The organism is Pantoea sp. BJFS-204 (assembly GCF_049310725.1).
Taxonomy (GTDB): domain Bacteria; phylum Pseudomonadota; class Gammaproteobacteria; order Enterobacterales; family Enterobacteriaceae; genus Pantoea; species Pantoea agglomerans.
This window is the reverse complement of sequence record NZ_JBMOWE010000003.1, coordinates 200,704-223,169: the sequence shown is the minus strand read 5'-3', so window position 1 is coordinate 223,169 and position 22,466 is coordinate 200,704. Positions and strand designations below refer to the sequence as shown.

Annotated in this window: 20 protein-coding genes and 1 tRNA gene; 17 read left to right on the top strand and 4 right to left on the bottom strand. The window is 53.6% G+C overall.

Going from position 1 to position 22,466, the window contains the following annotated elements; translation table 11 throughout:
* Nucleotides 1–80: 80 nt before the first annotated feature.
* The 3 genes from deoB to mrdA all read left to right on the top strand — a co-directional run bounded on the left by deoB (nt 81) and on the right by mrdA (nt 4,135).
* The gene (gene deoB, locus ACO6VX_RS12165) at nt 81–1,304 is read left to right on the top strand and encodes a phosphopentomutase (protein WP_010671093.1); all 1,224 of its coding nucleotides are present in this window, start codon (nt 81–83) and stop codon (nt 1,302–1,304) included.
* Nucleotides 1,305–1,330: 26 nt separating this feature from the next.
* On the top strand, nt 1,331–2,044 hold the full coding sequence (gene deoD / locus ACO6VX_RS12160; protein WP_010248951.1) for a purine-nucleoside phosphorylase: 714 nt from the start codon (nt 1,331–1,333) through the stop codon (nt 2,042–2,044).
* Between the two features lie 219 nt (nt 2,045–2,263).
* Complete coding sequence (gene mrdA, locus ACO6VX_RS12155; protein ID WP_045139630.1) at nt 2,264–4,135, top strand: penicillin-binding protein 2; 1,872 nt, start codon at nt 2,264–2,266, stop codon at nt 4,133–4,135.
* Nucleotides 4,136–4,161: 26 nt separating this feature from the next.
* Here the strand turns inward: mrdA and ACO6VX_RS12150 are convergent, their stop codons facing one another.
* Complete coding sequence (locus tag ACO6VX_RS12150; protein ID WP_022623862.1) at nt 4,162–5,481, bottom strand: methyl-accepting chemotaxis protein; 1,320 nt, start codon at nt 5,479–5,481, stop codon at nt 4,162–4,164.
* Between the two features lie 223 nt (nt 5,482–5,704).
* On the opposite strand from ACO6VX_RS12150, the gene ACO6VX_RS12145 reads away from it, so the two are divergent.
* The 5 genes from ACO6VX_RS12145 to ACO6VX_RS12125 all read left to right on the top strand — a co-directional run bounded on the left by ACO6VX_RS12145 (nt 5,705) and on the right by ACO6VX_RS12125 (nt 9,477).
* Nucleotides 5,705–5,780: transfer RNA gene (locus ACO6VX_RS12145), tRNA-Phe, on the top strand.
* A 322-nt stretch (nt 5,781–6,102) separates the two neighbouring features.
* Nucleotides 6,103–7,068: a sensor domain-containing diguanylate cyclase gene (locus ACO6VX_RS12140; RefSeq protein WP_010671090.1), complete on the top strand. Its 966-nt coding sequence runs from the start codon at nt 6,103–6,105 to the stop codon at nt 7,066–7,068.
* Nucleotides 7,069–7,810: 742 nt separating this feature from the next.
* Nucleotides 7,811–7,975, top strand: coding sequence for a general stress protein (locus ACO6VX_RS12135; RefSeq protein ID WP_004571242.1), 165 nt, complete (start codon nt 7,811–7,813; stop codon nt 7,973–7,975).
* A 502-nt stretch (nt 7,976–8,477) separates the two neighbouring features.
* On the top strand, nt 8,478–8,960 hold the full coding sequence (locus ACO6VX_RS12130; protein ID WP_010248940.1) for a ferritin-like domain-containing protein: 483 nt from the start codon (nt 8,478–8,480) through the stop codon (nt 8,958–8,960).
* Between the two features lie 10 nt (nt 8,961–8,970).
* Nucleotides 8,971–9,477: a ferritin-like domain-containing protein gene (locus ACO6VX_RS12125; protein WP_010248938.1), complete on the top strand. Its 507-nt coding sequence runs from the start codon at nt 8,971–8,973 to the stop codon at nt 9,475–9,477.
* Nucleotides 9,478–9,557: 80 nt separating this feature from the next.
* On the opposite strand, the gene treF is transcribed toward ACO6VX_RS12125, so the two are convergent.
* Nucleotides 9,558–11,216: an alpha,alpha-trehalase TreF gene (gene treF / locus ACO6VX_RS12120; protein WP_422458178.1), complete on the bottom strand. Its 1,659-nt coding sequence runs from the start codon at nt 11,214–11,216 to the stop codon at nt 9,558–9,560.
* Nucleotides 11,217–11,566: 350 nt separating this feature from the next.
* A complete protein-coding gene (locus ACO6VX_RS12115; protein ID WP_022623861.1) occupies nt 11,567–12,424 on the bottom strand; it encodes an SDR family oxidoreductase in 858 nt (285 codons plus the stop codon).
* Nucleotides 12,425–12,522: 98 nt separating this feature from the next.
* On the opposite strand from ACO6VX_RS12115, the gene ACO6VX_RS12110 reads away from it, so the two are divergent.
* The 8 genes from ACO6VX_RS12110 (at nt 12,523) to ACO6VX_RS12075 (ending at nt 19,503) form a co-directional block, all read left to right on the top strand.
* The gene (locus tag ACO6VX_RS12110) at nt 12,523–12,903 is read left to right on the top strand and encodes a winged helix-turn-helix transcriptional regulator (protein ID WP_010248931.1); all 381 of its coding nucleotides are present in this window, start codon (nt 12,523–12,525) and stop codon (nt 12,901–12,903) included.
* A gap of 780 nt (nt 12,904–13,683) precedes the next feature.
* Nucleotides 13,684–15,096 carry a cytochrome ubiquinol oxidase subunit I gene (locus ACO6VX_RS12105; protein ID WP_031594219.1) on the top strand — a complete coding sequence of 471 codons (1,413 nt, stop codon included), beginning with the start codon at nt 13,684–13,686 and terminating at the stop codon, nt 15,094–15,096.
* A 1-nt stretch (nt 15,097) separates the two neighbouring features.
* Nucleotides 15,098–16,102 (top strand): cytochrome d ubiquinol oxidase subunit II, encoded by a 1,005-nt coding sequence (cydB, locus tag ACO6VX_RS12100; protein ID WP_010248926.1) that lies wholly within the window; start codon nt 15,098–15,100, stop codon nt 16,100–16,102.
* 1 nt (nt 16,103) lies between these two features.
* Nucleotides 16,104–16,277: a DUF2474 domain-containing protein gene (locus ACO6VX_RS12095; RefSeq protein WP_064689978.1), complete on the top strand. Its 174-nt coding sequence runs from the start codon at nt 16,104–16,106 to the stop codon at nt 16,275–16,277.
* Between the two features lie 218 nt (nt 16,278–16,495).
* Nucleotides 16,496–17,365 (top strand): helix-turn-helix domain-containing protein, encoded by an 870-nt coding sequence (locus tag ACO6VX_RS12090; protein WP_010248922.1) that lies wholly within the window; start codon nt 16,496–16,498, stop codon nt 17,363–17,365.
* 218 nt (nt 17,366–17,583) lie between these two features.
* Nucleotides 17,584–17,778 (top strand): hypothetical protein, encoded by a 195-nt coding sequence (locus ACO6VX_RS12085; RefSeq protein WP_010671084.1) that lies wholly within the window; start codon nt 17,584–17,586, stop codon nt 17,776–17,778.
* A gap of 330 nt (nt 17,779–18,108) precedes the next feature.
* On the top strand, nt 18,109–18,891 hold the full coding sequence (locus ACO6VX_RS12080) for a siderophore-interacting protein (protein WP_316247772.1): 783 nt from the start codon (nt 18,109–18,111) through the stop codon (nt 18,889–18,891).
* Between the two features lie 72 nt (nt 18,892–18,963).
* The gene (locus ACO6VX_RS12075; RefSeq protein WP_010248915.1) at nt 18,964–19,503 is read left to right on the top strand and encodes a PadR family transcriptional regulator; all 540 of its coding nucleotides are present in this window, start codon (nt 18,964–18,966) and stop codon (nt 19,501–19,503) included.
* An 8-nt stretch (nt 19,504–19,511) separates the two neighbouring features.
* Here the strand turns inward: ACO6VX_RS12075 and ACO6VX_RS12070 are convergent, their stop codons facing one another.
* Complete coding sequence (locus ACO6VX_RS12070; protein WP_010248912.1) at nt 19,512–19,808, bottom strand: SelT/SelW/SelH family protein; 297 nt, start codon at nt 19,806–19,808, stop codon at nt 19,512–19,514.
* Between the two features lie 239 nt (nt 19,809–20,047).
* On the opposite strand from ACO6VX_RS12070, the gene ACO6VX_RS12065 reads away from it, so the two are divergent.
* Nucleotides 20,048–22,420, top strand: a complete 2,373-nt coding sequence (locus ACO6VX_RS12065) for a TonB-dependent receptor domain-containing protein (RefSeq protein ID WP_422458142.1) — start codon at nt 20,048–20,050, stop codon at nt 22,418–22,420.
* Nucleotides 22,421–22,466: the final 46 nt, after the last annotated feature.

Sequence of the window (22,466 nt, the reverse complement as noted above, 5' to 3'; positions counted from 1 at the left end):
TGCCAGCTGCGATGCATTCGGGTATACTGATCTGATCGCTTTTTTTTGACTTGTCACGCGCCAATGCGCAGGAGACTTGCATGAAACGTGCTTTTATTATGGTTCTCGATTCCTTTGGAATTGGCTCCAGTAAAGATGCCGATAAATTCGGCGACGCAGGTTCGGATACGTTAGGTCACATCGCCGAAGCCTGTTTCAGGGGTGAAGCAGACAAGGGACGTAAAGGCCCATTGCATCTGCCTAATCTAACCGCGCTGGGTCTGGGCAAAGCCGCAGAGCTGTCGACCGGCCGCTTCCCGGCAGGTCTGGATCCTGAGGCGAAAATCACCGGCGCGTACGCTTACGCCAGCGAGCTTTCGTCAGGTAAAGATACGCCGTCAGGCCACTGGGAGATCGCCGGTGTGCCGGTGCTGTTTGACTGGGGCTACTTCAGCGACAAAGAGAACAGCTTCCCTCAGGAACTGCTGGACAAACTGGTCGAGCGCGCAGATCTGCCGGGCTATCTCGGCAACTGCCACTCTTCAGGTACGGTGATCCTCGACCAGCTGGGCGAAGAGCATATGAAAACCGGCAAGCCGATTTTCTATACCTCTGCGGACTCGGTGTTCCAGATCGCCTGTCACGAAGAGACCTTTGGTCTGGATCGACTCTATGCGCTGTGCGAAATCGCCCGTGAAGAGCTGACCGAAGGTGGCTACAACATTGGCCGGGTTATCGCCCGTCCGTTTGTGGGCGACAAAGCGGGTCAGTTCGAGCGCACCGGCAATCGTCACGACCTGGCAGTTGAGCCACCATCCGCCACCATGCTGAAAAAGCTGGTGGATGAGAAGGGCGGTCACGTGATCTCCGTGGGTAAAATCGCCGATATCTATGCTGAGCAGGGCATTACCAAAAAGGTCAAAGCGACCGGTCTGGATGCGCTGTTTGACGCCACGATTCAGGAGATGAAAACTGCGCCGGATCAGGCGATTGTTTTCACTAACTTCGTTGATTTCGACTCAACCTGGGGACATCGTCGTGATGTTGCCGGTTATGCGGGCGGGCTGGAGCTGTTTGACCGTCGTCTGCCTGAGCTGATGGAGTTAGTCGGAGAAGATGACATTCTGATCCTGACCGCTGACCACGGCTGTGACCCGACGTGGGAAGGTACTGAACACACGCGTGAGCACATTCCGATTCTTATCTACGGACCGAAAGTCGAGCCGGGTTCACTCGGTTACCGCGAAACTTTCGCCGATATTGGTCAGACAATTGCACACTATTTTGGCCTGTCCGAGATGGACTATGGCAAGAACATGCTGTAAATCAGCAATTTAACAAGGATTAAACAATGGCAACCCCTCATATTAATGCTGAAATGGGCGATTTCGCAGACGTCGTGCTGATGCCTGGCGATCCGCTGCGTGCAAAGCACATTGCTGAAACCTTCCTGGAAAATCCGGTAGAAGTGAACAACGTGCGCGGGATGCTGGGCTACACCGGCACCTATAAAGGCCGCAAAGTCTCTGTAATGGGCCACGGAATGGGTATTCCTTCCTGCTCCATCTACACCAAAGAGCTGATCACCGACTTCGGCGTGAAAAAGATCATCCGTGTGGGCTCCTGTGGTGCCGTGCGTGCCGATGTAAAACTGCGTGACATCGTGATTGGTATGGGTGCCTGCACCGATTCCAAAGTGAACCGTATGCGTTTCAAAGATCACGATTTTGCTGCGATTGCTGACTTCGACATGGTGCGTAACGCGGTTGATGCGGCGAAAAATCTGGGTGTTGAAGCGCGCGTAGGTAACATCTTCTCTGCCGATCTCTTCTACACCCCGGATCCGCAGATGTTCGACGTGATGGAAAAATATGGCATCCTCGGCGTTGAGATGGAAGCTGCAGGTATCTACGGTGTGGCCGCAGAGTTCGGTGCTAAAGCGCTGACCATCTGCACCGTATCAGACCACATCCGTACGCACGAGCAGACCACCGCTGCTGAGCGTCAGACCACCTTCAACGACATGATCAAGATTGCGCTGGAGTCTGTTCTGCTGGGTGATTAATCAGCGTGGCAGGCATTGACGCCTGCTGCCCGATCCCCCTGCGCAGATCCCCCTTAACCGGGGGATCTGCATTTTCCCGCCTCGCCGTCCCGGTAACATTCACATCAAATGACACACTTTTGGTCAGGCTTGTGCATCTTCGCGCTGGCACGCCCGCGATCGCGCTTTATCATGGTGCGCAATAACAGATAATAATTAATCGCCTGATAATGCCCCCTGATGAACTTTCGTAACTTCGAAGCTGAAGAGAAGCTGTTTGCCCGCCGCGCTGCAATAGCCTTTGCTCTGGTCTGTCTCTGTTTCACCATTCTTGGCGTAAACCTTTTTCGCTTACAGGTGCGCGACCATGGCTATTACCAGACGCGCTCTAACCAGAACGACATCAAAATGATCCCCATTGCGCCGACGCGTGGGCTGATTTATGACCGCAATGGCATTCCGCTGGTGCGAAACGTCAGCTGGTACGCCATTACGCTGACGCCTTACAAAATCAGCGACATGGACGCCACGCTGCGGGCACTGACGCCGATCGTTAATCTGACGCCGGACGAAATCGACACCTTCCGCCATGCGCTGAAGCAGACCAGCCGTTACAAGCCGGTGGTGCTGAAAGAGGAACTGACTGAAGAGCAGGTCGCCCGCTTTGCGGTCAATCAGTTTCACTTCACCGGCGCCAGCATTGAGACCTATCAGGATCGTGAATATCCTTATGGCGCGGATCTGGCGCATGTGATCGGCTATGTGTCGAAAATCAACGATAACGACTATAAACGGCTGAATGCGGAAGGCATCGCCGAAAACTATGCGGCTGACCATAACATTGGTAAGCAGGGGATTGAGGGTTATTACGAAGCGCTGCTGCACGGCAAGCCAGGTTATCAGGAAGTGGAAGTGGATAATCATGGCCGCATTGTGCGGGTGCTGAAAGAGGTACCGCCGGTCGCGGGTAAAAACCTGACGCTGACGCTGGATCTGCACCTGCAACAGTATGTGGAAAGCCTGCTGGCGGGGCAGCGTGCGGCGCTGCTGATTGAAGATCCGCACGACGGCTCCGTGCTGGCGATGGTCTCCAGTCCCAGCTACGATCCCAATCCGTTTGTGAAAGGCATCAGCTATCAGGCCTACAAAAAGCTGCTACAGGATAAAGACCTGCCGCTGATTAACCGCGTCACGCAGGGACTCTATCCGCCTGCCTCCACGGTGAAGCCTTACATGGCGATGTCGGCGCTGCTGACTCATGTGATTACGCCGCAGTCGCAATTCTTTGGCGCACCCACCTGGACGCTGCCAGGCACGGACCGGCGCTATCGCGACTGGAAAAAAACCGGGCACGGCATGCTGGATGTGACGCGGGCAATCGAAGAGTCCGCCGATACCTTCTTCTACCAGGTGGCGTTTATGATGGGCATCGATCGCATTCACACCATGCTCAGCCAGTTTGGCTATGGTAAATCGACCGGTATCGACCTGAATGAGGAGTACAGCGGTTTACTGCCGAGCCGGGAGTGGAAGCAGAAGGTGCATAAAAAGGCCTGGTATCAGGGCGATACGGTTTCAGTCGGTATCGGACAGGGTTACTGGATTGCGACACCCATTCAGATGGTGAAAGCGATGGTGGCGCTGATTAATAACGGTCGGGTCATTGCCCCCCATCTGCTGGAGAAAACCCAGCGCGGCACGCTGGTGGAGAACTATCATCCGCAGCAGCATGAAGCGCAGATTGGCGATCCTCATTCACCTTACTGGTCGCTGGTACGCCACGCGATGTTTGGCATGGCTAACGCACCCAACGGCACCGGTTATAAATATTTCCACACGGCACCCTATGGCATCGCTGCGAAAAGCGGGACGTCGCAGGTGTTCAGCCTGCGCCAGAACCAGACCTATAACGCGAAAATGATACCGGTACGGCTGCGTGACCATATCTTCTACACCGCCTTTGCGCCGTTTAATGACCCCAAAGTGGCGGTAGCGTTAATTCTGGAGAATGGTGGCAACGAAGGTATTACTGCGGCACCCGTAATGCGGGCGATTCTGGATCATATCTTTATCCCGCCGGTGCCAGAAGCGCCGGTTCAGGCAACACCTTAAAAGGGGGCGATTGCCCCCGCAGAGCGTCAGACTTTAAGCGTTTTGGTCACCTGGCCGATGGCGCGTACTACATCCGTTGCGCCTTCACGGATTTCCGCAATCACGCCGCCCGCCTCCTGGGCCAGCTGTACGCCCTGATCGGCGCGCTTCAGGTTGGATTCAATCCCTTTCAGTGCCCGGCTCGCCAGCTGATGGTTTTGCTGTATCCGATTTTCGATGTCGGTGGTGGCGCGATTGATGTTTGCTGCCAGCGTGCGGACTTCATTAGCCACTACCGCAAAGCTGCGGCCATGGGTTCCGGCCCGCGCCGCTTCAATAGCGGCATTCAACGCCAGCAGGTTAGTCTGATCGGCTATCCGGCGGATACCTTCCACAATCGCGCCGATACGCTCTGAGGATTCACTCAGTCCGGTAATATCACCGGAGATCCCCTGCAGTTCACCCGCCAGGGCGTTCATGGTCTGCACGCTGCTGGCGATAACATCGGCACCCAGCTTTGTGCTTTCATCCGTTTGCAGCGCGGTGTGATAAGCCCGCTGTGCCGCATCATGTTCCTGCTGATTCTTTTCCACCTGCGCGGTCACATCGGTGGCGAATTTCACGATTTTGTAGAGCCTGCCCTGTTCGTCAAACACCGGGTTATAGGTGGCGCGCAGCCAGATAGTCTCACCCCGTTTATTGACCCGGGGAAACTGACCTGAGACAAATTCGCCGCGGTTCAGCTGCTGCCAGAACTCGCTATATTCGCGGCTGTCGCGCAGCGCCTGCGAGCAGAAGCGACGGTGGTGAACACCTTCGACCTCCTCACGACGGTAGCCCATGGTTTTCAGGAAGTTATCATTGGCTTTCAGCACTTCACCTTTGAGGTTAAAAGCGATCACCGCCATCGACCGTTCTATGGCGGTGGTGATGGCGCGCTGCTCCTGCGCATCGTTGATATGATCGGTGATGTCGGTTGCCAGTTTGACGATTTTAATCACCCGGCCATGGCGGTTCTGCACCGGCACATAGTTGGCTTCGAGCCATACCGGTCGGCCGTTTTTCGCCACGCGCAGGAACTTATCGCTGAAGCTTTCGCCCCGGTTCAGTCGCAGCCAGAAATCCTGATAGTCCCGCGACTTAAGCTGCTCGGCGGTACAAAACAGGCTGTGGTGCTGGTCTTCGATCTCCGCCAGCGTGTAGCCCATGCGCGCCAGAAACAGCGCATTCGCGCTGAGAATGGAGCCATCGGGAGAGAATTCAATCATGGCGATGGAGCCGTTGAGAGAGCTCAGCGTTGCCGCTGAGTGTGAACGCTTTTGCCAGCTGTGACGGGAAGCGATACCTGATGTAATGGTGGAAAACATGGCGATCCTTATTATTAGTGTTGGTCTCGCATGCTATATCGGCAATTTCGCGTCACAATGCAGACTCTGCCTGCTTTCTGACTAAAATATATCCGGCCAACAGAGAGGTTTATGGCGGCAGGTCAGACCCACTCTTTGGGTTGATGGAAAAGCGGTCAGTCGATTTGATTTTGGTGAAAAGCGTTTGACGCTGCCGGGCCGCTTTGGTTTAATGCGCCCCGTTGCCCGAATAGCTCAGTCGGTAGAGCAGGGGATTGAAAATCCCCGTGTCCCTGGTTCGATTCCGGGTTCGGGCACCATCTTTAAAGAACCCGCCTCTGGCGGGTTTTTGCGTTTATGGGGCGAACCCGTCATCGAAGGTTCGACAGACTCCCGCCATTCCCGAACATTCCGAATTTCGCCTCTCCCGCGCCCATTCCACTTCTCAACCCTGTAGCAACACAAACAGATTTCATGGCGAAACCAATTGCCAGGTTTGCCTCTGTGCTGCGTTGCCAGACTGGTACCGCCTGATATCCTGTCCAGCCTGCAATTGACCGCGGCTAATCGTGTTTTATAAGCCACCCTTTACAGAATCAGCCTGACAGGCACAATACCCCTTTTTCCTCCTCTTACACGGTTATGTCAGAAGAAGCGCTGCGTCTGCAGATACAGAACCTCAAAAAGCACAATGCGCGTCTGAAGCGTATAGCGCATGACGCCCGCACAAAACTCAATGCGGCGCTGGATGGTACCGGGCTGTTCCTGTGGCAGCTGGATATTCCCAGCGGCAAACTGGTGATCTTCAACCGGCGCTGGGGGGCGATGCTGGGCTTCCAGCCGAAAGAGACCGACGCCAACTTTGAATCCTGGAAAGAGAGCCTGCATCCCGATGATGCCGCCGACGTTCTACAGGCATTCAACGACCACATCGCCGGGAAAGCGCCTTATTACGAGGCTCTGCATCGCATGATCGCCAAAAATGGCAGCATTACGTGGGTGCTGGATAGGGGCCGGGTCAGCGAATGGAATGCGCACGGAGAGCCGGTTAAAGTGATCGGCACTCACATCGATATGACCAAAGAGAAGCAATATGAAGAGCAGCTTGCCCTGCTGGCGCTGCACGATCCCCTTACGCTGCTCAACAATCGCCATGCTCTGCAGAATTATTTCGGTGAAATGAAAGCTCAGGGACCGCTCTGCGTGGTCTTTATTGACCTGGATAACTTCAAACACGTCAACGACACCCTGGGGCACCGCAGCGGAGATGAAGTCCTCATCCAGTTAAGTCAGCGGTTTACGGAACTCTCTCCGGCAGAAGTGATCATTGGCCGACTGGGCGGCGACGAGTTTGTGTTGTTAATACCCTGGGCGCTGAACCATCCGCGGGTAAAGAAACTGGCGCACGCCTGTCTTGACGCGGTAATGGCACCTTTTGATATGGCAAACGGGCATGCCCTCATTGGGGCGTCTGTCGGTGTGTCTCAGGCGCAGGACAAAGATGACTTTGATACTGCACTGCAGCGTGCTGATGAAGCGATGTACCGTATCAAGAAAAATGGCAAGCGCGGTGTCGCTTTTGATTCCACTTTTCCCGACTCCCTCTGACTCTGCTGAACAGGGCATATGTTTTGCAAGTCAATAACGCACAATCTCCCTCATGGCTTTGCTCGATCTTACTCATAATGTTGAGTTCCCCTTTTGGCAGGCATGCAAAATTTATGCGTATGCCCGCAGAAAGGACTTTTTAGTACTATTCCGAAAACCCGCTTTTTGCCACCAAATACCTGAATCTTGCCGCTTCGGTTATATTCAGATATCAGTGCTAAATCTGACCTCTCTTTTTAATAAAAATTTTCATCTAACCAGCATAATTGATCGTTTATTGATCGATTCAGGCTATTTTTAACTGGTGCTATCAATGCGTCACGCTTCGCTTATTCTTAACGTAAAAGCAGCGTTTCAGATTTCTAATTAGCGCTTCGCTTGGGGAATTTGATGGTTTGTTGATCATCTTCACTACCTGATATTGATGAAATTATCTCTTTGCCGCTTCGCTTATATTTTTTCAATTGGACTTTTTTTGAAAATGATCGATTAATAGGGCGCGGCGATTTTCGTTATAAATATTTTTCATGCTGCGGCTCTTTTATGAATAGAAAAGAGCGATGGTTGAAATCCGTTATCAATCCGGTTGAGGGTAGGACGGCCAATAAACCAGAACTGTGACGGGTTTTTTATTTCTCTGACTTGATCGGTCCGATTTTCTGTCTACATTTATGTTGCTGAATCGGCCTGATGAAGCGTTAACTGTGCAAATTCCAATTTTTAAAATTCAAAGAGGACGCATATGACTCAATATCGCGGTGGGGCCGGGAATTTTGCGGCCGACAAAGAGCGTGCTGCTGAAGCAGGGCGCAAAGGAGGCCAGAAAAGCGGCGGTAACTTCAAAAACGATCCTGAACGTGCCATTGAAGCGGGGCGCAAGGGAGGTAAGGTTAGCCGCCGGAGCTGAACGTCTTTAACACTGCTGTAACGGCAGGGTTACTCTGTTAGCCGGGCATTTTGAATCTTTTTAGTTCCTCGTGAAGATAATTACACCCTGAATTATGTCATTGCTCCATCATTGGCAATGGCTGGAGTTGTGAATTGAACCGGAAGGGTTTTCCCTTCCGGTTTTTTATTTCCTATCGATTAAAGCTGTACCGTTAAATACAACTTTGTACAGATAAGTTTCGAGTGGTACTTTTTTATGCAGTTAATCTTAAAAAATGTATACAACGATTTATCACTTTGTACAAAATCCAGCACTGCTAGCGAAGCCGCAATCTTAAAAACAATTTTTAGCTAACGCGTTGCTGTAAAAAGGAAAGTGCATTTTACATGCCACTTTTGTCTTAAATTCATACTGATGCAGCGTGCGATATTAAGAATCTCCACTAGACTTTTCAGGTGTCAACGATATGACTGGCGCTGCGTTATTACAGACGCAGCTTTTTAATCAATGAGGCTATCTTATGACAGTGAAAACGTTAAACGACCTGTTCATCCATGACTTATCCGATGTATACAGCGCTGAGAAGCAGATAACCCGTGCATTGCCTAAAATGGCGCGTGCAGCCAGTGACGAAAATCTTATCGCTGCGTTTAATCAGCATCTGGAAGAGACCCGTGCTCAGATTGAACGACTCGACGAACTGGTGGAAGTGACACCTGAAGTCAAAATCAAACGAATGAAATGTCATGCGCTGGAAGGTCTGGTTGAAGAAGCGCAGGAAATTATCGACTCGGTCGAGAAGGGCGAGATTCGCGATCATGGACTGATCGGTGCGGCGCAGAAAGTTGAGCATTATGAGATTGCCACCTACGGTACCCTGCATGCGCTGGCGCTGAAGCTGGGTTACACCAAAGCCGCACAGCTGCTGGAAGAAACCCTGAATGAAGAGAAGCAAACGGATGAGAAGCTCACCTCGGTAGCCGACTCTATTACCGTCTCTTAAGGAGCAACACATGACTGCGATTGAACATTATCACGACTGGCTGCGCGATGCGCATGCGATGGAAAAACAAGCAGAAAGCATGCTGAGCAAGATGTCAGGTCGTCTTGAACACTATCCGGCGCTGGAACAGCGTCTGGCGCAACATCTTGAAGAGACCAAACATCAGCTGACTCTGCTGGAACAGCTGCTCGACAGCCACGGTATCGATCACTCTGTAATGAAAGATGCGATAGGCAAAATGGCAGCCACCGGCCAGGCCGTGGGCGGCATGTTTAACTCAGATGAAGTGGTGAAGGGCGCCATCAGTGGCTATGTATTCGAGAATGCCGAGATCGCCAGCTACACCAGCCTGATCGCTGCGGCTGAGCAGGTTGGTGATGCGCAGGGCGTACGCATACTGAATGAGATCCGCGATCAGGAAGTGGCGATGGCGGAGTGGCTGCTGCAGCACCTGCCTGAAGTGACACAGCAGTTCCTGCAACGTGCGTCACAACCAGGCACTGAAGCGAAGAAGTAGCGCTGAATAGCCTGCATGAAACATGAAAAAGCCGGGAAAACCCGGCTTTTTGCGTTTTAAAGGTTTACCGACTGCGCTACTCAGTCAGCCATTAAATGCCCATACATCGTCATCAGCTTACGTGTGACGCCGTTAGTCCAGCCGAATCCATCCTGTAACGGATACTCACCACCACCGCCTGGACGGGCGCGCTCGCCGCTGATGTCATACTTCTCTACCAGCTTATGGTGCAACTGATAGAAGTTGTTGACCGTGTTGAGCCAGTTCACTGCCACTTCAGTCGCCAGCGTCTCTTCACCGTAATTATTCAGGCCAACAACCGCCATCCACTGCATCGGTGCCCAGCCGTTGGGTCGATCCCACTGCTCACCGCTTTCCACCATTGAGGTCAGCAGGCCGCCGTTGCTCAGTAGCAAATGCCGTAGCGAGATCGATTGCAGGTGCGCCTGATGCGGCGTTGCAAGACCGACAAACAGCGGAACCACGGAGGCGACGGTAAAGGCACCGAAACGCTCCCGACGCCAGTCGTAGTCACGGAACACACCGGCGGTGCTGTCCCAGAGATAACGGGTAATCGCACGTTTGCGCGCTTCCGCTTTTTTCTGCCAGGCCAGCGCGGTCAGCTCTTCGCCTTTCGCGTGCGACAGGGTGGCGATCATCAGCTCCAGCTTGTACAGGAACGAGTTCAGATCGATAGGAATAAACTGCGTGGTACGGATGCTCGACAGCCGTTTCGGGTTACGCAGCCAGCGCGAGGAGTAATCCCAGCCCGATTCCGCTCCGGCACGCAGGTCACGATACACTTCGCTGGCCGGACGTTTCGATTCGCGGGCGGTTTCCACATCTTCTTTCCACGACTCATCACGCGGCGTATCGCGGTCATCCCAGTAGCGGTTCAGCAGTGAGCCGTTTGGCATCCGCACTACGTGACGATAAGCCTGGTTCGGCATCAGTGAACCGGCACCGTCCATCCAGAACTGATACTCCTTCATCAGCTGTTCCTGATAGCGCTTAGCACCGCGCACGCCATCTTCTTCGAACAGCTCAACCATCAGGGCAAACACCGGCGGCTGCGAGCGGCTGAGATAATAGGTACGGTTGCCGTTTGGCACATGACCGTAGTTATCGATCAGCCAGGCAAAGTTATCCGCCATGTGACGCAGCAGATCGTCGCGGCCCGATTCTGCCAGGCCGAGCATGGTGAAGTAAGAGTCCCAGTAGTAGGTTTCGCCAAAACGTCCGCCCGGCACCACATAGGGTTTGGGTAATGGCAGCAGCGATGAGTGCGGCATATGCTGCTGCGGCATTTTGGTCAGAACCGGCCACAGGTCGTCGATATGCTCATTGAGCGTTTTATCCGGGTTGGAGACATAAAAGCTTTCGTTTACGCCAGGCAGATAAAAGTGATCGGCGACAAAACGCGACAGGTCAAAATCACTGCTGCGTTTCTGTCGACGATAGCGCATCAGCACATCCAGCGGATCGTACTTGGGCGAACAGTCGGGGAAGGTTTTGCTGTCCTCGAAAATCCGCGACATCTGAACATGTTCAAACAGTTCCAGATAACGATCGGCAGGGGTCAGCGCATCCGGCGCCGGCAAGCCTTCAATCAGCTCCGGTTCCGGTTCAGAATCCTGCATGCGATCCAGCTTCAGTTCATGGGGATCGTATTGATACTCAACTTCCGCCCCGGCACGAACCTCTTCAAGTGCATTTTGTTGCTGGCGATGGGTATTAATAACGGCCTCCTGAGCGGTCGTGGTTGCACAAAGGACAAATTATAGACCTCTCCTCCCCCGGAACAACAATGCAGAATATCTATGAACGTAATAAATATTGTCGATTAATCGAGGTTTTTGGATAAATTCCAGACAATTCAACCAAATATAACGCTGTTCACAAAAAACGCATTTCAGATGAATCTCTTAGCGACCTGAATAAAAAAATTTAACCTGAAGAAAACTGGCGTTTATTCACATTTTGTAAAAGAAACCGCAGCCGCAAAGAGTGCAGAAAGTGGCATACCCAACGGGAATTCGGCAGGAGAGTGAGGTGAGCGGACCCGATTGCCCGCTCATGAATGACAGAATTAACGATTTGCCAGTGCCGCGCGAATGACCGCCTGCCAGGTGGTGGTGGGGCGACCGATGAGCTGGCTCAGCTGACGGGAGTCATCGAACAAACCGCCTTTCTCTGCACCGGCATCAGAATCCGCCAGCATTTCCGCCAGACCTTCTGGCAGGCCTGCGTTTTTCAGCGCCGCCGCAAACTCACTCTGAGAGAGATTGACGTAATCAACCTTTTCACCGCTCTGTGCGGCAATCTCCGTAGCAAACTGCGCCAGCGTGTAGCTGTCATCACCTGCCAGTTCATACACTTTGCCCGCCTGATCCTCACGGGTCATTACTTCTGCCGCCGCTTCGGCGTAATCCTGACGCGCTGCCGAGGCGATACGACCTTCGCCTGCTGCGCCAATAAACGCATGATGCGCCAGCGCCGGTGGGATGCTCGCTGCGTAGTTCTCGCTGTACCAGCCGTTACGCAGCAGGGCGAACGGGATGCCAGAGGCTTTCAGCAGCGCTTCTGTTGCGCGGTGTTCAACGCCCAGGCCCAGCGGCGAGGTATCTGCATGCAACAGGCTGGTATAGGCGATAAAGCCCACGCCCGCCGCCCGAGCAGCCTCGATGACGGCTTTATGCTGCGCTTCACGCTGGCCCACTTCACTACCGGAGATCAGTAGCAGCTTATCCACGCCTGCAAAAGCGGCCTCCAGCGTCTCTGGCTGGCCATAATCGGCCTGGCGGACAATGACGCCCAGCGCTGCGAGATCGGCCGCTTTGGCAGGCGTACGGACGGCGGCAACAATTTCTCCCGCCGGGACTTTTTTCAGTAATGCATCAATCACGAAACGGCCCAGCTGGCCGGTGGCACCTGTAACTGCAATCATGTTAATACTCCTGTGGCTGTTGGTGAAATTCAGACTAGTGTATAAACTAATTTTTAGTAAGTACTTACAGAATTGTTAGTTTGAGGTGGATAAGTTAAATGTCTGAAAAAATGAGTGAAAAATTTATCCGCGGCGAATTGCTCAACGTCAACTGCCCGTCACGCGACGTGCTGAAACGCGTGACCAGCCGCTGGAGCGTATTAATTCTGCTGGCCCTGCAGGACCAGACGCTGCGCTTCAGCGCGTTGCGCCGGACGGTCGGTGGCGTCAGCGAGCGGATGCTGGCGCAGAATCTGCGCTACCTGGAAGAAGATGGCTTCGTGCAGCGTATCGCCTACGATGTGGTGCCACCGCACGTGGAATATCGCTTAACCCCGCTTGGACGCGAAGTCGGTGAACAGGTTGTGGGGCTGGCTGACTGGCTGGAGCTGAACCTGAGCCGGATTCTGGCACAGCGCGAAAAATCTGCGGCAGAGTAAAATCACCCTGTATCAGCCGTCATAACGTGACGGCATGGGTATACTCGCTGCAAATTTCTGACCCCATTTGTCTGTTATCTCACTTCCTGAAAGCGCGATAACGTAACGGCAGCGCAAATAATCCCGGCGCTCTTTTCGCACGGTTGCTGGTTATTAAATCGTTTTATGAATCTCTGGCCCGGAATAATCGACTGCCCGCAGCGCGCTGTTAATTCATACCTTCTTTTTGACTCATTTTATTAACATCTCTGATGGCGCTTAAAAGCGCCGTTCTGCGTTTTTTCTGTCAGAAGTTATAGCTGCATTAGCCAGGCAAAAGCAAAAAAGCAAACAAAGCGGCAGAGGTAACCATTTACTCTTTTAACCTGTTAAAAAATAAGGGTATTTAATTTAGACGCTCTAAAATTTGACCTTTACTCAATCAGGGTTTATAACAAAATAGTGCCTGAAAACAGCCTGTTGAAGGCAATTTTCGGGCAAGGTTCGCTTTAGCGCGATCGATTTTTAAAGTACAAATTACCGTAACATTAACGACACATAAACACGCTCTGATTAACCTTTAGGCCTTATTTTTAAATAAATAATTCCCGTCAAAAACAATGATCAGAATCAATAAAGACTGTTATAGTTTTCATTAACCCCACTGTTTCTATTTCCTCGCCGCGAATAGTTTTAAATTTGCGGCGGGAATTTCAATAAGCGCAGAGAACCAGGCGCATCAGGCTTAAGTTGTTAATTATAAGTAAATACATGGTGTTCTATGTGGCAAAGAGGTAAGCAATGTTCGGATTAGATGCCTTTCATCTGGCCAGGATTCAGTTCGCATTTACTGTTTCCTTCCATATTATCTTTCCCGCCATCACCATCGGTCTCGCCAGTTTTCTGGCCGTGCTCGAAGGTATGTGGCTCAAAACCCGCGATCAAACCTATCGCGATCTCTACCACTTCTGGTCGAAAATCTTTGCCGTTAACTTCGGCATGGGTGTGGTATCAGGACTGGTCATGGCTTATCAGTTCGGGACGAACTGGAGCGGCTTCTCGGAGTTTGCTGGCAGTATCACCGGTCCGCTGCTGACCTATGAAGTACTGACGGCGTTCTTCCTGGAAGCGGGCTTCCTGGGCGTGATGCTGTTTGGCTGGAATCGCGTGGGTCCCGGGCTGCACTTCTTTGCCACCTGCATGGTCGCCCTCGGTACGCTGATTTCCACCTTCTGGATCCTGGCCTCTAACAGCTGGATGCATACGCCTCAGGGCTACATCATTCAGAATGGCATCGTGGTTCCGCAGGACTGGTTCAAAATCGTCTTTAACCCCTCATTCCCTTATCGCCTGTTCCATATGTCTGTAGCGGCGTTCCTGGCGAGTGCTTTCTTTGTGGGATCGTCGGCGGCCTGGCATCTGCTGAAGGGGAATAACAATCCCGCTATCCGCAAGATGTTCTCAATGGCGTTGTGGATGGCGCTGATTGTCGCGCCGATTCAGGCGATGATTGGTGATGCTCATGGTCTGAATACGCTGGAACACCAGCCTGCCAAAATCGCGGCGATTGAAGGGCACTGGGAAAACCCACCGGGTGAAGCCACACCGCTGATCCTGTTCGGCATCCCCGACATGGAGCAGGAACGTACCAAATATGCGCTGGAGGTGCCTTATCTTGGCAGCCTGATTCTGACGCATAGCCTGGACAAGCAGGTCCCGGCGCTGAAGTCCTTCCCGAAAGAGGACCGGCCTAATTCAACGGTCATCTTCTGGTCCTTCCGCGTGATGGTGGCGCTGGGCCTGCTGATGATTACGCTGGGCGTAGTCAGCCTGTGGCTGCGTTTTAAAGGGCGTCTCTATGAGTCGCGTCCTTTCCTGTGGTTTGCGCTATTGATGGGACCGTCGGGTCTGATTGCGATTCTGGCAGGCTGGTTTACCACTGAAATCGGTCGTCAGCCGTGGGTGGTCTATGGCGTGCAGCGCACGATTGATGCGGTCTCGGCACATGGGGATATGCACATGAGCATCAGCCTGCTGGCCTTTATTCTGGTCTACAGCTCGGTGTTCGGCGTGGGGTATCACTACATGATGCGTCTGATTAAGCAGGGACCGGTTACCGGCGAAGGCCATATCACTGAAGAGGGTGGTCCTGGTCAGAAGAAAACCCCGGCGCGTCCGCTTTCCGCTGCCACCTTTAAGGATGGAGACCACTAAGATGATCGATTATTCCGTTATCTGGTTTGCGATTATCGTTTTCGCAACCCTGATGTATATCGTGATGGATGGCTTCGACCTGGGTATTGGTCTGCTGTTCCCGTTCAATAAAGATGCTGGCGAGCGCGACATGATGGTTAACACCGTCGCGCCGGTCTGGGACGGAAATGAAACCTGGCTGGTTCTGGGGGGTGCTGGCCTGTTTGGCGCGTTCCCGCTGGCCTATGCGGTGATTGCCGATGCGCTGTCGATTCCGCTGACCGCTATGCTGATTGGCCTGATTTTCCGTGGAGTCGCCTTTGAGTTCCGTTTCAAGGCGGTAGAAGGCCATCGGGCGTTCTGGGACAAGTCGTTTATTGCCGGTTCAGTCATCGCCACCTTCAGTCAGGGTGTGGCCGTGGGTGCGTTGCTGGATGGTATTCCGGTTGAGGGACGTCGTTTTGCCGGTTCCGCAATGGACTGGCTGGCACCGTTCCCGCTGTTCTGCGGCGTGGGTCTGGTTGTTGCCTACGCGTTGCTGGGCTGCACATGGCTTATCATGAAGACCGAGAATGAGCTGCACCGTAAAATGTCTGCGCTGGCTACGCCGCTGGTGATTGCGCTGTTAGTGATTATCGGCATCATCAGCCTGTGGACACCGTTTGCGCATGCGGATATCGCGCATCGCTGGTTCAGCAAACCCAACCTGTTCCTGTTCCTGCCGGTTCCGGTATTGGTGCTGCTCTGTTCGTGGGGCATTGTGCGCGCCATTAAACGCGAGGCGCACTATTCACCGTTCCTGCTGACGCTGGCGCTGATCTTCCTGGGCTTCTCCGGGCTGGGCATCAGTATCTGGCCAAACATTATTCCGCCATCAGTGACCATCTGGGCTGCCGCCTCACCGCCGCAGAGCCAGGCCTTTATGCTGGTGGGTAGCCTGCTGATTATCCCGATGATCCTGGGCTACACCTTCTGGAGCTACTACGTGTTCCGTGGAAAAATCAAAGCAGACGCAGGATATCATTGATATGAAAAGCCTCAGCAGCATGAAAGACCACAATCACAATCAAGAAACGAAAGCGCCATGGTGGAAGCGTGTGATGTGGCTGGTGTTTATCTATGCCGCCAGCGTACTGGCGCTGGGCGTTGTCGCCTCGCTGTTCCGCATGATGATGACAGCGGCCGGAATGCGCAGTCATTAGTTGTCGCAGGTTCCATCTTACAGCTATCCGGCGCAGTTTTTATCAATAATCAGAAGGCTGACGACAGTCAGCCTTTTTTAGTTAGTAACCTAAGCAATTAATGCGGAAACGCCCTGAACGAGCGCGCAATGCTTACCCTTTCCTTACACCGATTTGCGATTTTTGTTATCCTTTTGTAACTGAAATCCCAGTCCTAACCCGCGTCGTAAATCGCCATCATGCTCAGTCAGGCCATTAAAAAACAGCACATCAACGATCTGGTCGAGTGGATTGAAGCCAATCTCACCGACGATCTTAATATCGATCAGATTACCCTCAAGTCAGGTTATTCCAAATGGCACATGCAGCGCATGTTTAAGGAGATGACCGGACAGACCCTGGCGGCTTACACCCGTAAACGGCGTCTGACGATGGCCGCTATGGCGCTGCGTCTGACCCGCATGACGCTGATCGATATCGCCGTACGTTTTGGTTTTGATAACCAGCAAAATTTTACCCGGGTATTCAAAGGTCACTTTTCGCTGACGCCTGGCGCGTTTCGCCGTATTCCCCATTTGCCGGTTAAAAACTTCCATGGCCGCATTCTGGTGCGATCGCTGGCAGAGCGTGCAACGCTGGTGGAGCGTGAGGAAGAGCTGCATCTGTGCGGAGAAACGCTGGAGTGGGAGTGTAAGTTTGGCGATTACATTGCCGATCGCGATCACCGGGTGGCTGAACAGGCGCGGCAACTGGTGGCGCTGGCGGGCGGCCGCGTGTCGCAGGGCTGGTTAGGCTTTCAGTATGGGCCCGGCCATAGCTCTGCTGATCAGCAAAATATCAGCCTGTTTCAGGCGCTGGAGCCGCAACATGCCGGGCTGCTGGGTGACAACACCGCCAGCTGGAGCGAGGTTCGTGGACTCTATGCGTCGATCCGCTGGAGCGGCAGCCCGGAGCAGCTGACACGCTTTATCGAGGATATTTACTATCAGCATCTGCCAGCACTGGGTGTGTCACGTCGTCCGGGTAAAGATCTGCTGCGTCTCGATTTTGCGCACTGTAAGCCCGACTGGCTGAGCGGCGTTTTTTCTATTCCGGTGATGCAGGCGTAGCCAGCAGGGCAGGGTGTGTGGCTCCCGACCCTGTTAATGCATAATTCGTGCGGTAAACCGTGACAAACCGCACGATTTTATAAAATAACTCGCCGTTCTGGCGTAAAATCCTCTCCCGAAACCCTGCTATGCCTGAATCATCGTGCATCTGTGCCAGGGCTGGAATATTTACCTGCATTTCAGGCCTTTTCTGGTCAAAAAAACAAACGAAGACAACTATGCGACGCTTAATGATTTCACTGATCCTGGCATTGCCTGTCATGGCGATGGCACAACAGGCTGAACCTTTTTCACCTCCTGCCGGACTGCATCCGCACTCTCAGGCCACCCAGCATGAAATTCTGGGTGATGGTGAGCTGCCGGAACACACCAGCAGCAATCCTTCCCTCTCAGGATTCAACGACACACTGTAAGTGGTCACGCACTGCCAGAATGTGCGGCGCAACATCATGCCCGGCTCGTCAGGAGCCGGACAGTTTCCGCCTTCTCTGCCTGACCCGTAAACACCCCGCACCTGCTGCTTACCTCTCACTGAACGCTCTTATCAGGGCCGCTCTTCGTCTGCACTACGCACACCCGTACAGGCATAAAATATATCTTAAGCCGCTGGATCGCATTTTTCGTTCTTGTAGTGAAGATATATCATAGCTAATCTTGGCACTTCAGATGAGAATGATTGTTATTCCATTATTATCAGCATGCCCTTGAGTCACGGGCATCCATCCCGTTTCAGGAGAGAAATTTTGCCTGTATCAGCCGATCAGCGTGTACCACAGCGCGTCCGTAATGAATTGCGTTTCCGCCATATCCAGGTCGCGAGTAAAACTAACATTGCCGGTAAATTCTGGCGCATCCGGTTCAGCGGTAGCGATCTGGCGGGCTTTACGTCGCCAGGCTTTGATGACCACATTAAGGTTTTCTTCCCTTCCGCTGAAGGGGCCACACTGGCTCTGCCACAAATTACCGATGCGGGGATTGTCTGGCCCGAAGGGCTGCGTCCGCAGGCGCGCGATTACACACCGCTGGAATTCGATGGTGAATCTTCACTGACCCTCGATTTCTATATTCATGAGCAGGGCGTAGCCAGTGACTGGGCAACTCAGGCGCAGCCTGGCGATCGGTTGATTGTCGGCGGGCCACGCGGCTCGCTGGTGGTGCCGACCGATTACGCATTCCAGCTCTATGTCTGTGATGAAACCGGGCTGCCGGCTTTTGCGCGCCGTCAGCGTGACGCCCGGGCGCAGGCGCTGCATCTCTATGCTTTTACCGATGAAGCAACGGGCCGCGACTATTTATCTGATACGGCTGATGTGATGACAAACTGGCTTGGCAGCGGCCAGATGCAGAAAGCGCAGCTCAGCCAGCTGATTGCCCGGCTGGATCAGATCACTATCCCGACGGAAGATTACTTTGTCTGGCTGACCGGCGAAGGTGAGTTTGTTAAAGCGCTGTGTGACTACTTCACGGTGCAGCGCGGCCTCAACAGTGACTTCGTACGGGCGGTGGCCTACTGGCACCAGAAGTAAGCCGCTAAGGCAATTGAGTTTTGCCAGGCGGCGCACTACCATCAATCCCACTTTTTCGCAGCAGGGCAGGCCATGAAACAGCATCCGACTTCCACTTCATCTGACGATCAGACTGCGCGCGCAGGCAGTTGCAGCGGACGGCGCAAGCGACGTGAAAAGATGCTGGAAGCGAGCGAGATTCGCCTGCTGATGCTCCATTTCCTGGCGCAGAATGCCGCGCACGGCTATGAGCTGATCAAGTCTGTTGAGGAGCTGTCAAAGGGAGAGTATTCGCCCAGTCCGGGGATCATTTACCCCAACCTGACGCTGCTGGAAGAGATGGAGGCGATTCAGGTGGTGGATGCGCAGGCAACGCGTAAAGCCTACCGCCTGACGGCAGCGGGAGAGGCGCATCTGGCAGAGAACCGTGAAACGGTCAGCAGCCTGATTACACGTCTCTCTACGCTGGCGATTCTGGTCAATAACCGCAGCATTCCTGCTGTTGAGCAGGCGATTCATGGGCTGAAGGTCGCGCTGAACCGGCGGCTTGCGCAGGAAGATATCTCAGAAGCCGCGCTGCAGACGCTGATTAAAGCGCTGCACGACGCGGCAGAAAAAATCACCCTCAGCTAATCGCGGAGTTAGCTGACTTCAGTTTTGTGTTTGTCGATGTGGCCCAGCGTACGATCCGGGAAGCAGATGTCCCGCACACGCTGTTTCAGCGTGGTTGCATCCGGGAAGCCACCATCCCGCTTACGTTCCCACAGCAGATGCTCATCCAGCGTAATCTCAAAGATACCGCCGGTGCCCGGTTTCAGCGTCACTTCCGCCAGATCCTCAGCGAAGGTATGCAGAAGTTCCTGTGCCATCCACGCTGACCGCATCAGCCAGTTGCATTGCATACAGTAGTGAATAACAACCACAGGTTTTTGCGCCATAACTCCATTCCTTTACGTGTTGATAAATGCCAATGCATTCGGGTTAACAATTTGTGCGCTGTGGTTTATATCTAAATGTAAATAAGATTGATAATGATTATCAGTTGCATTAAATTTCGGGCGATAATTACTACACCAGCATGATGTTCTGACTTTTCACGGCTTTTATGCGGAGCCGTTTTACTGTTGCCAGCAAGCAAGTGAGCGAATACTAACAATTAATCAGGTAATTCGCGCCTATGTCACCACGTTTTCGGAGATTGACGCAACCGCGTCTGACTCAACTGGCGTTGCTCGCCACCTTCATCAATACCACCTGCACTTATGCTGCGGGCAGTGAATCTGCCACGCTAACCCTTTCTGATCGCTATGGCAGCAGTGCCGAACCGGTAATGACGGTGACGGCACCGGAAATCAAAAAAACGGCAGGCAGTAAAACCTCGCTCTCTGCCAGCGATCTGCAACAGCGTGGTGCCACTGACTTTGGATCGATCATGCGCTATGAACCGCTGATCAGTGCTACCGGTACCCGTGGCGGTTCATCAGCCGGTAAGAGCGGTTTTGATCGGGCCGGTTATACCGGCTACAACATTCGTGGCCTCGAGAGCAACCGCGTCGGTCTGGATGTGGACGGCATTCCGTTGCCGCAGGCCACTGGCCGCAGCTATGTAGGACGCGCAGGTCTCGACAGCTTTGGCATTGGCCGCGATTACATCGATCCTTATATGTTTGGCCGTATTGAGATTGAGAAGGGCGCCACAGCAGTGGAACAGCCGAACACCTCGATTGGCGGCAACGTCTCGTTCCGTAATAAGTCTCCCGACGATTACCTGCATCCCGGAAAAGCGACCGCGTTCAGTTATCAGAGCGACTATGACTCATCCAGTCGCAGCTGGCATAACGGCATCACCGCCGCTGCCGGTGACGATGAACTGCGCGGCATCTTTGTTTACAGCCGCCGTGACGGACAGCAGACCCGTAACAACAGCGATACGCTGGATGCGTATCCCGCTAACTGGCACTCCGACGCCTTTATGACCTCCGGCATCTGGCAGCCCAATGATGCTCACAAGCTCAGCGCGACGGTCGATTACTATCACAAAACCCACCACAGCCATTACGACAGCTGGAGCACTTCAGGCAATACAGTCTGGGGGACGGCACAGCAGCAGAGTGATACCCGCCGCTGGGGCATCAGCCTGGCGGATGAGTACACCCCTTACAATGACCTGGTCGACAGCCTGACGACCCGCATTTACTGGCAGCAGACCCAGGCGCATGACAACACCCGGATGCCGTCGAGTGCCACCGCCAGGCAAACCGTCTATTCCGATTACAACAGCGACAGCTACGGTTTTGACACCCGCGCGCTTAAAAGCGTCGGGCGACATGAACTGAGTGCCGGGCTGAATGCGCGCCTGGTGGATACTGAGCGACCTTTCCGTCAGTCACCGCCAGCCAGTGCTTTTACTGCGATCATGCAGCCGCAGGCTAACAGTCGCAGCTACAGCGTGGGTGGTTATCTGCAGGATACCATCAGCTTCGATGCTGACGGACATCGGGCGGCCATCGTGCCAGGCGCGCGCGTGGCCTATCAGAACACCCGACCGCGTGATGTGGCGACGCTGACCACGAACAGTAGCGTGCTCGACGCCAGCGAAGTTTCAGCGCTCTATGGATCGCCAAACAGCGACACGCAGGTATTGCCGTCGATCGCCTTCCAATACGATCTGACACCGAAGCTGATGACTTATCTGCAATATACCCGTGGCGCGCAGTTCCCCAACGATACCCAGCTTTATGGTTCATGGAACCTTGGCTCCAGCTATGCCGGCACCGCGCAGTATGCGCTGATTGGTAATGCAGATCTGAAAACCGAAACCAGCAACAACTACGAGTGGGGTGTAAAAGGAGAAGTGGCAAAAGGCGTCACGCTTAACGCTGCCGCTTTTTATAACGACTATAAAAACTTTATTGCCTTTACCCGCTACAGCCGGGCGGCTAATCCGGGTCAGTTCGTCAATGTGCCCGCCAACATTTACACCACCTATCAGGCGGAGAACCGCGATAAAGCCTACATCTACGGGGCTGAAATCAGCAGTAAAGTGAACTTCGGCAGCTGGTTCAGCGAGGTCGAAGGTCTGAGCGCCAATCTGGCGTTTGGTTACACGCAGGGCGCGGCAAAGTCGAGCTACCTTGGTGACCGCTACATCGACCTTGAGAGTGTCGCCCCGATGAAAGCGATCGTCGGACTCGCCTGGGATGATGAGGCGCGCGGCTACGGTGCCGCCGTTACCGCTACCTTTGTCAAAGGTAAGCAAGCCAGCGCGACTAACCGCGAAAGCTTCGCTAACAACGGCAGCAGCCTGGCCGACTCCAGCACCGATTACATGCGGGTGCCGGGTTATGGCATGGTGGATATGACCGCTTACTGGCGCGTCGCGCACAACGTCAGGCTGAGTGGCGGGCTTTACAACATAACCGATCGCAAATACCGGGATTACCTCAGCAGCCGTGAACTGACCAGCGCCACTCAGCAGGAGCGCAACGATCAGGCGCTGGCCGTGATGCCGGGCCGTACTTTCCAGTTAGGTGTTAACGTCGATTTTTGATAGCCGTAGCCCTGCGCTGATGCAGGGCACTACTAAGAGAGCCTGA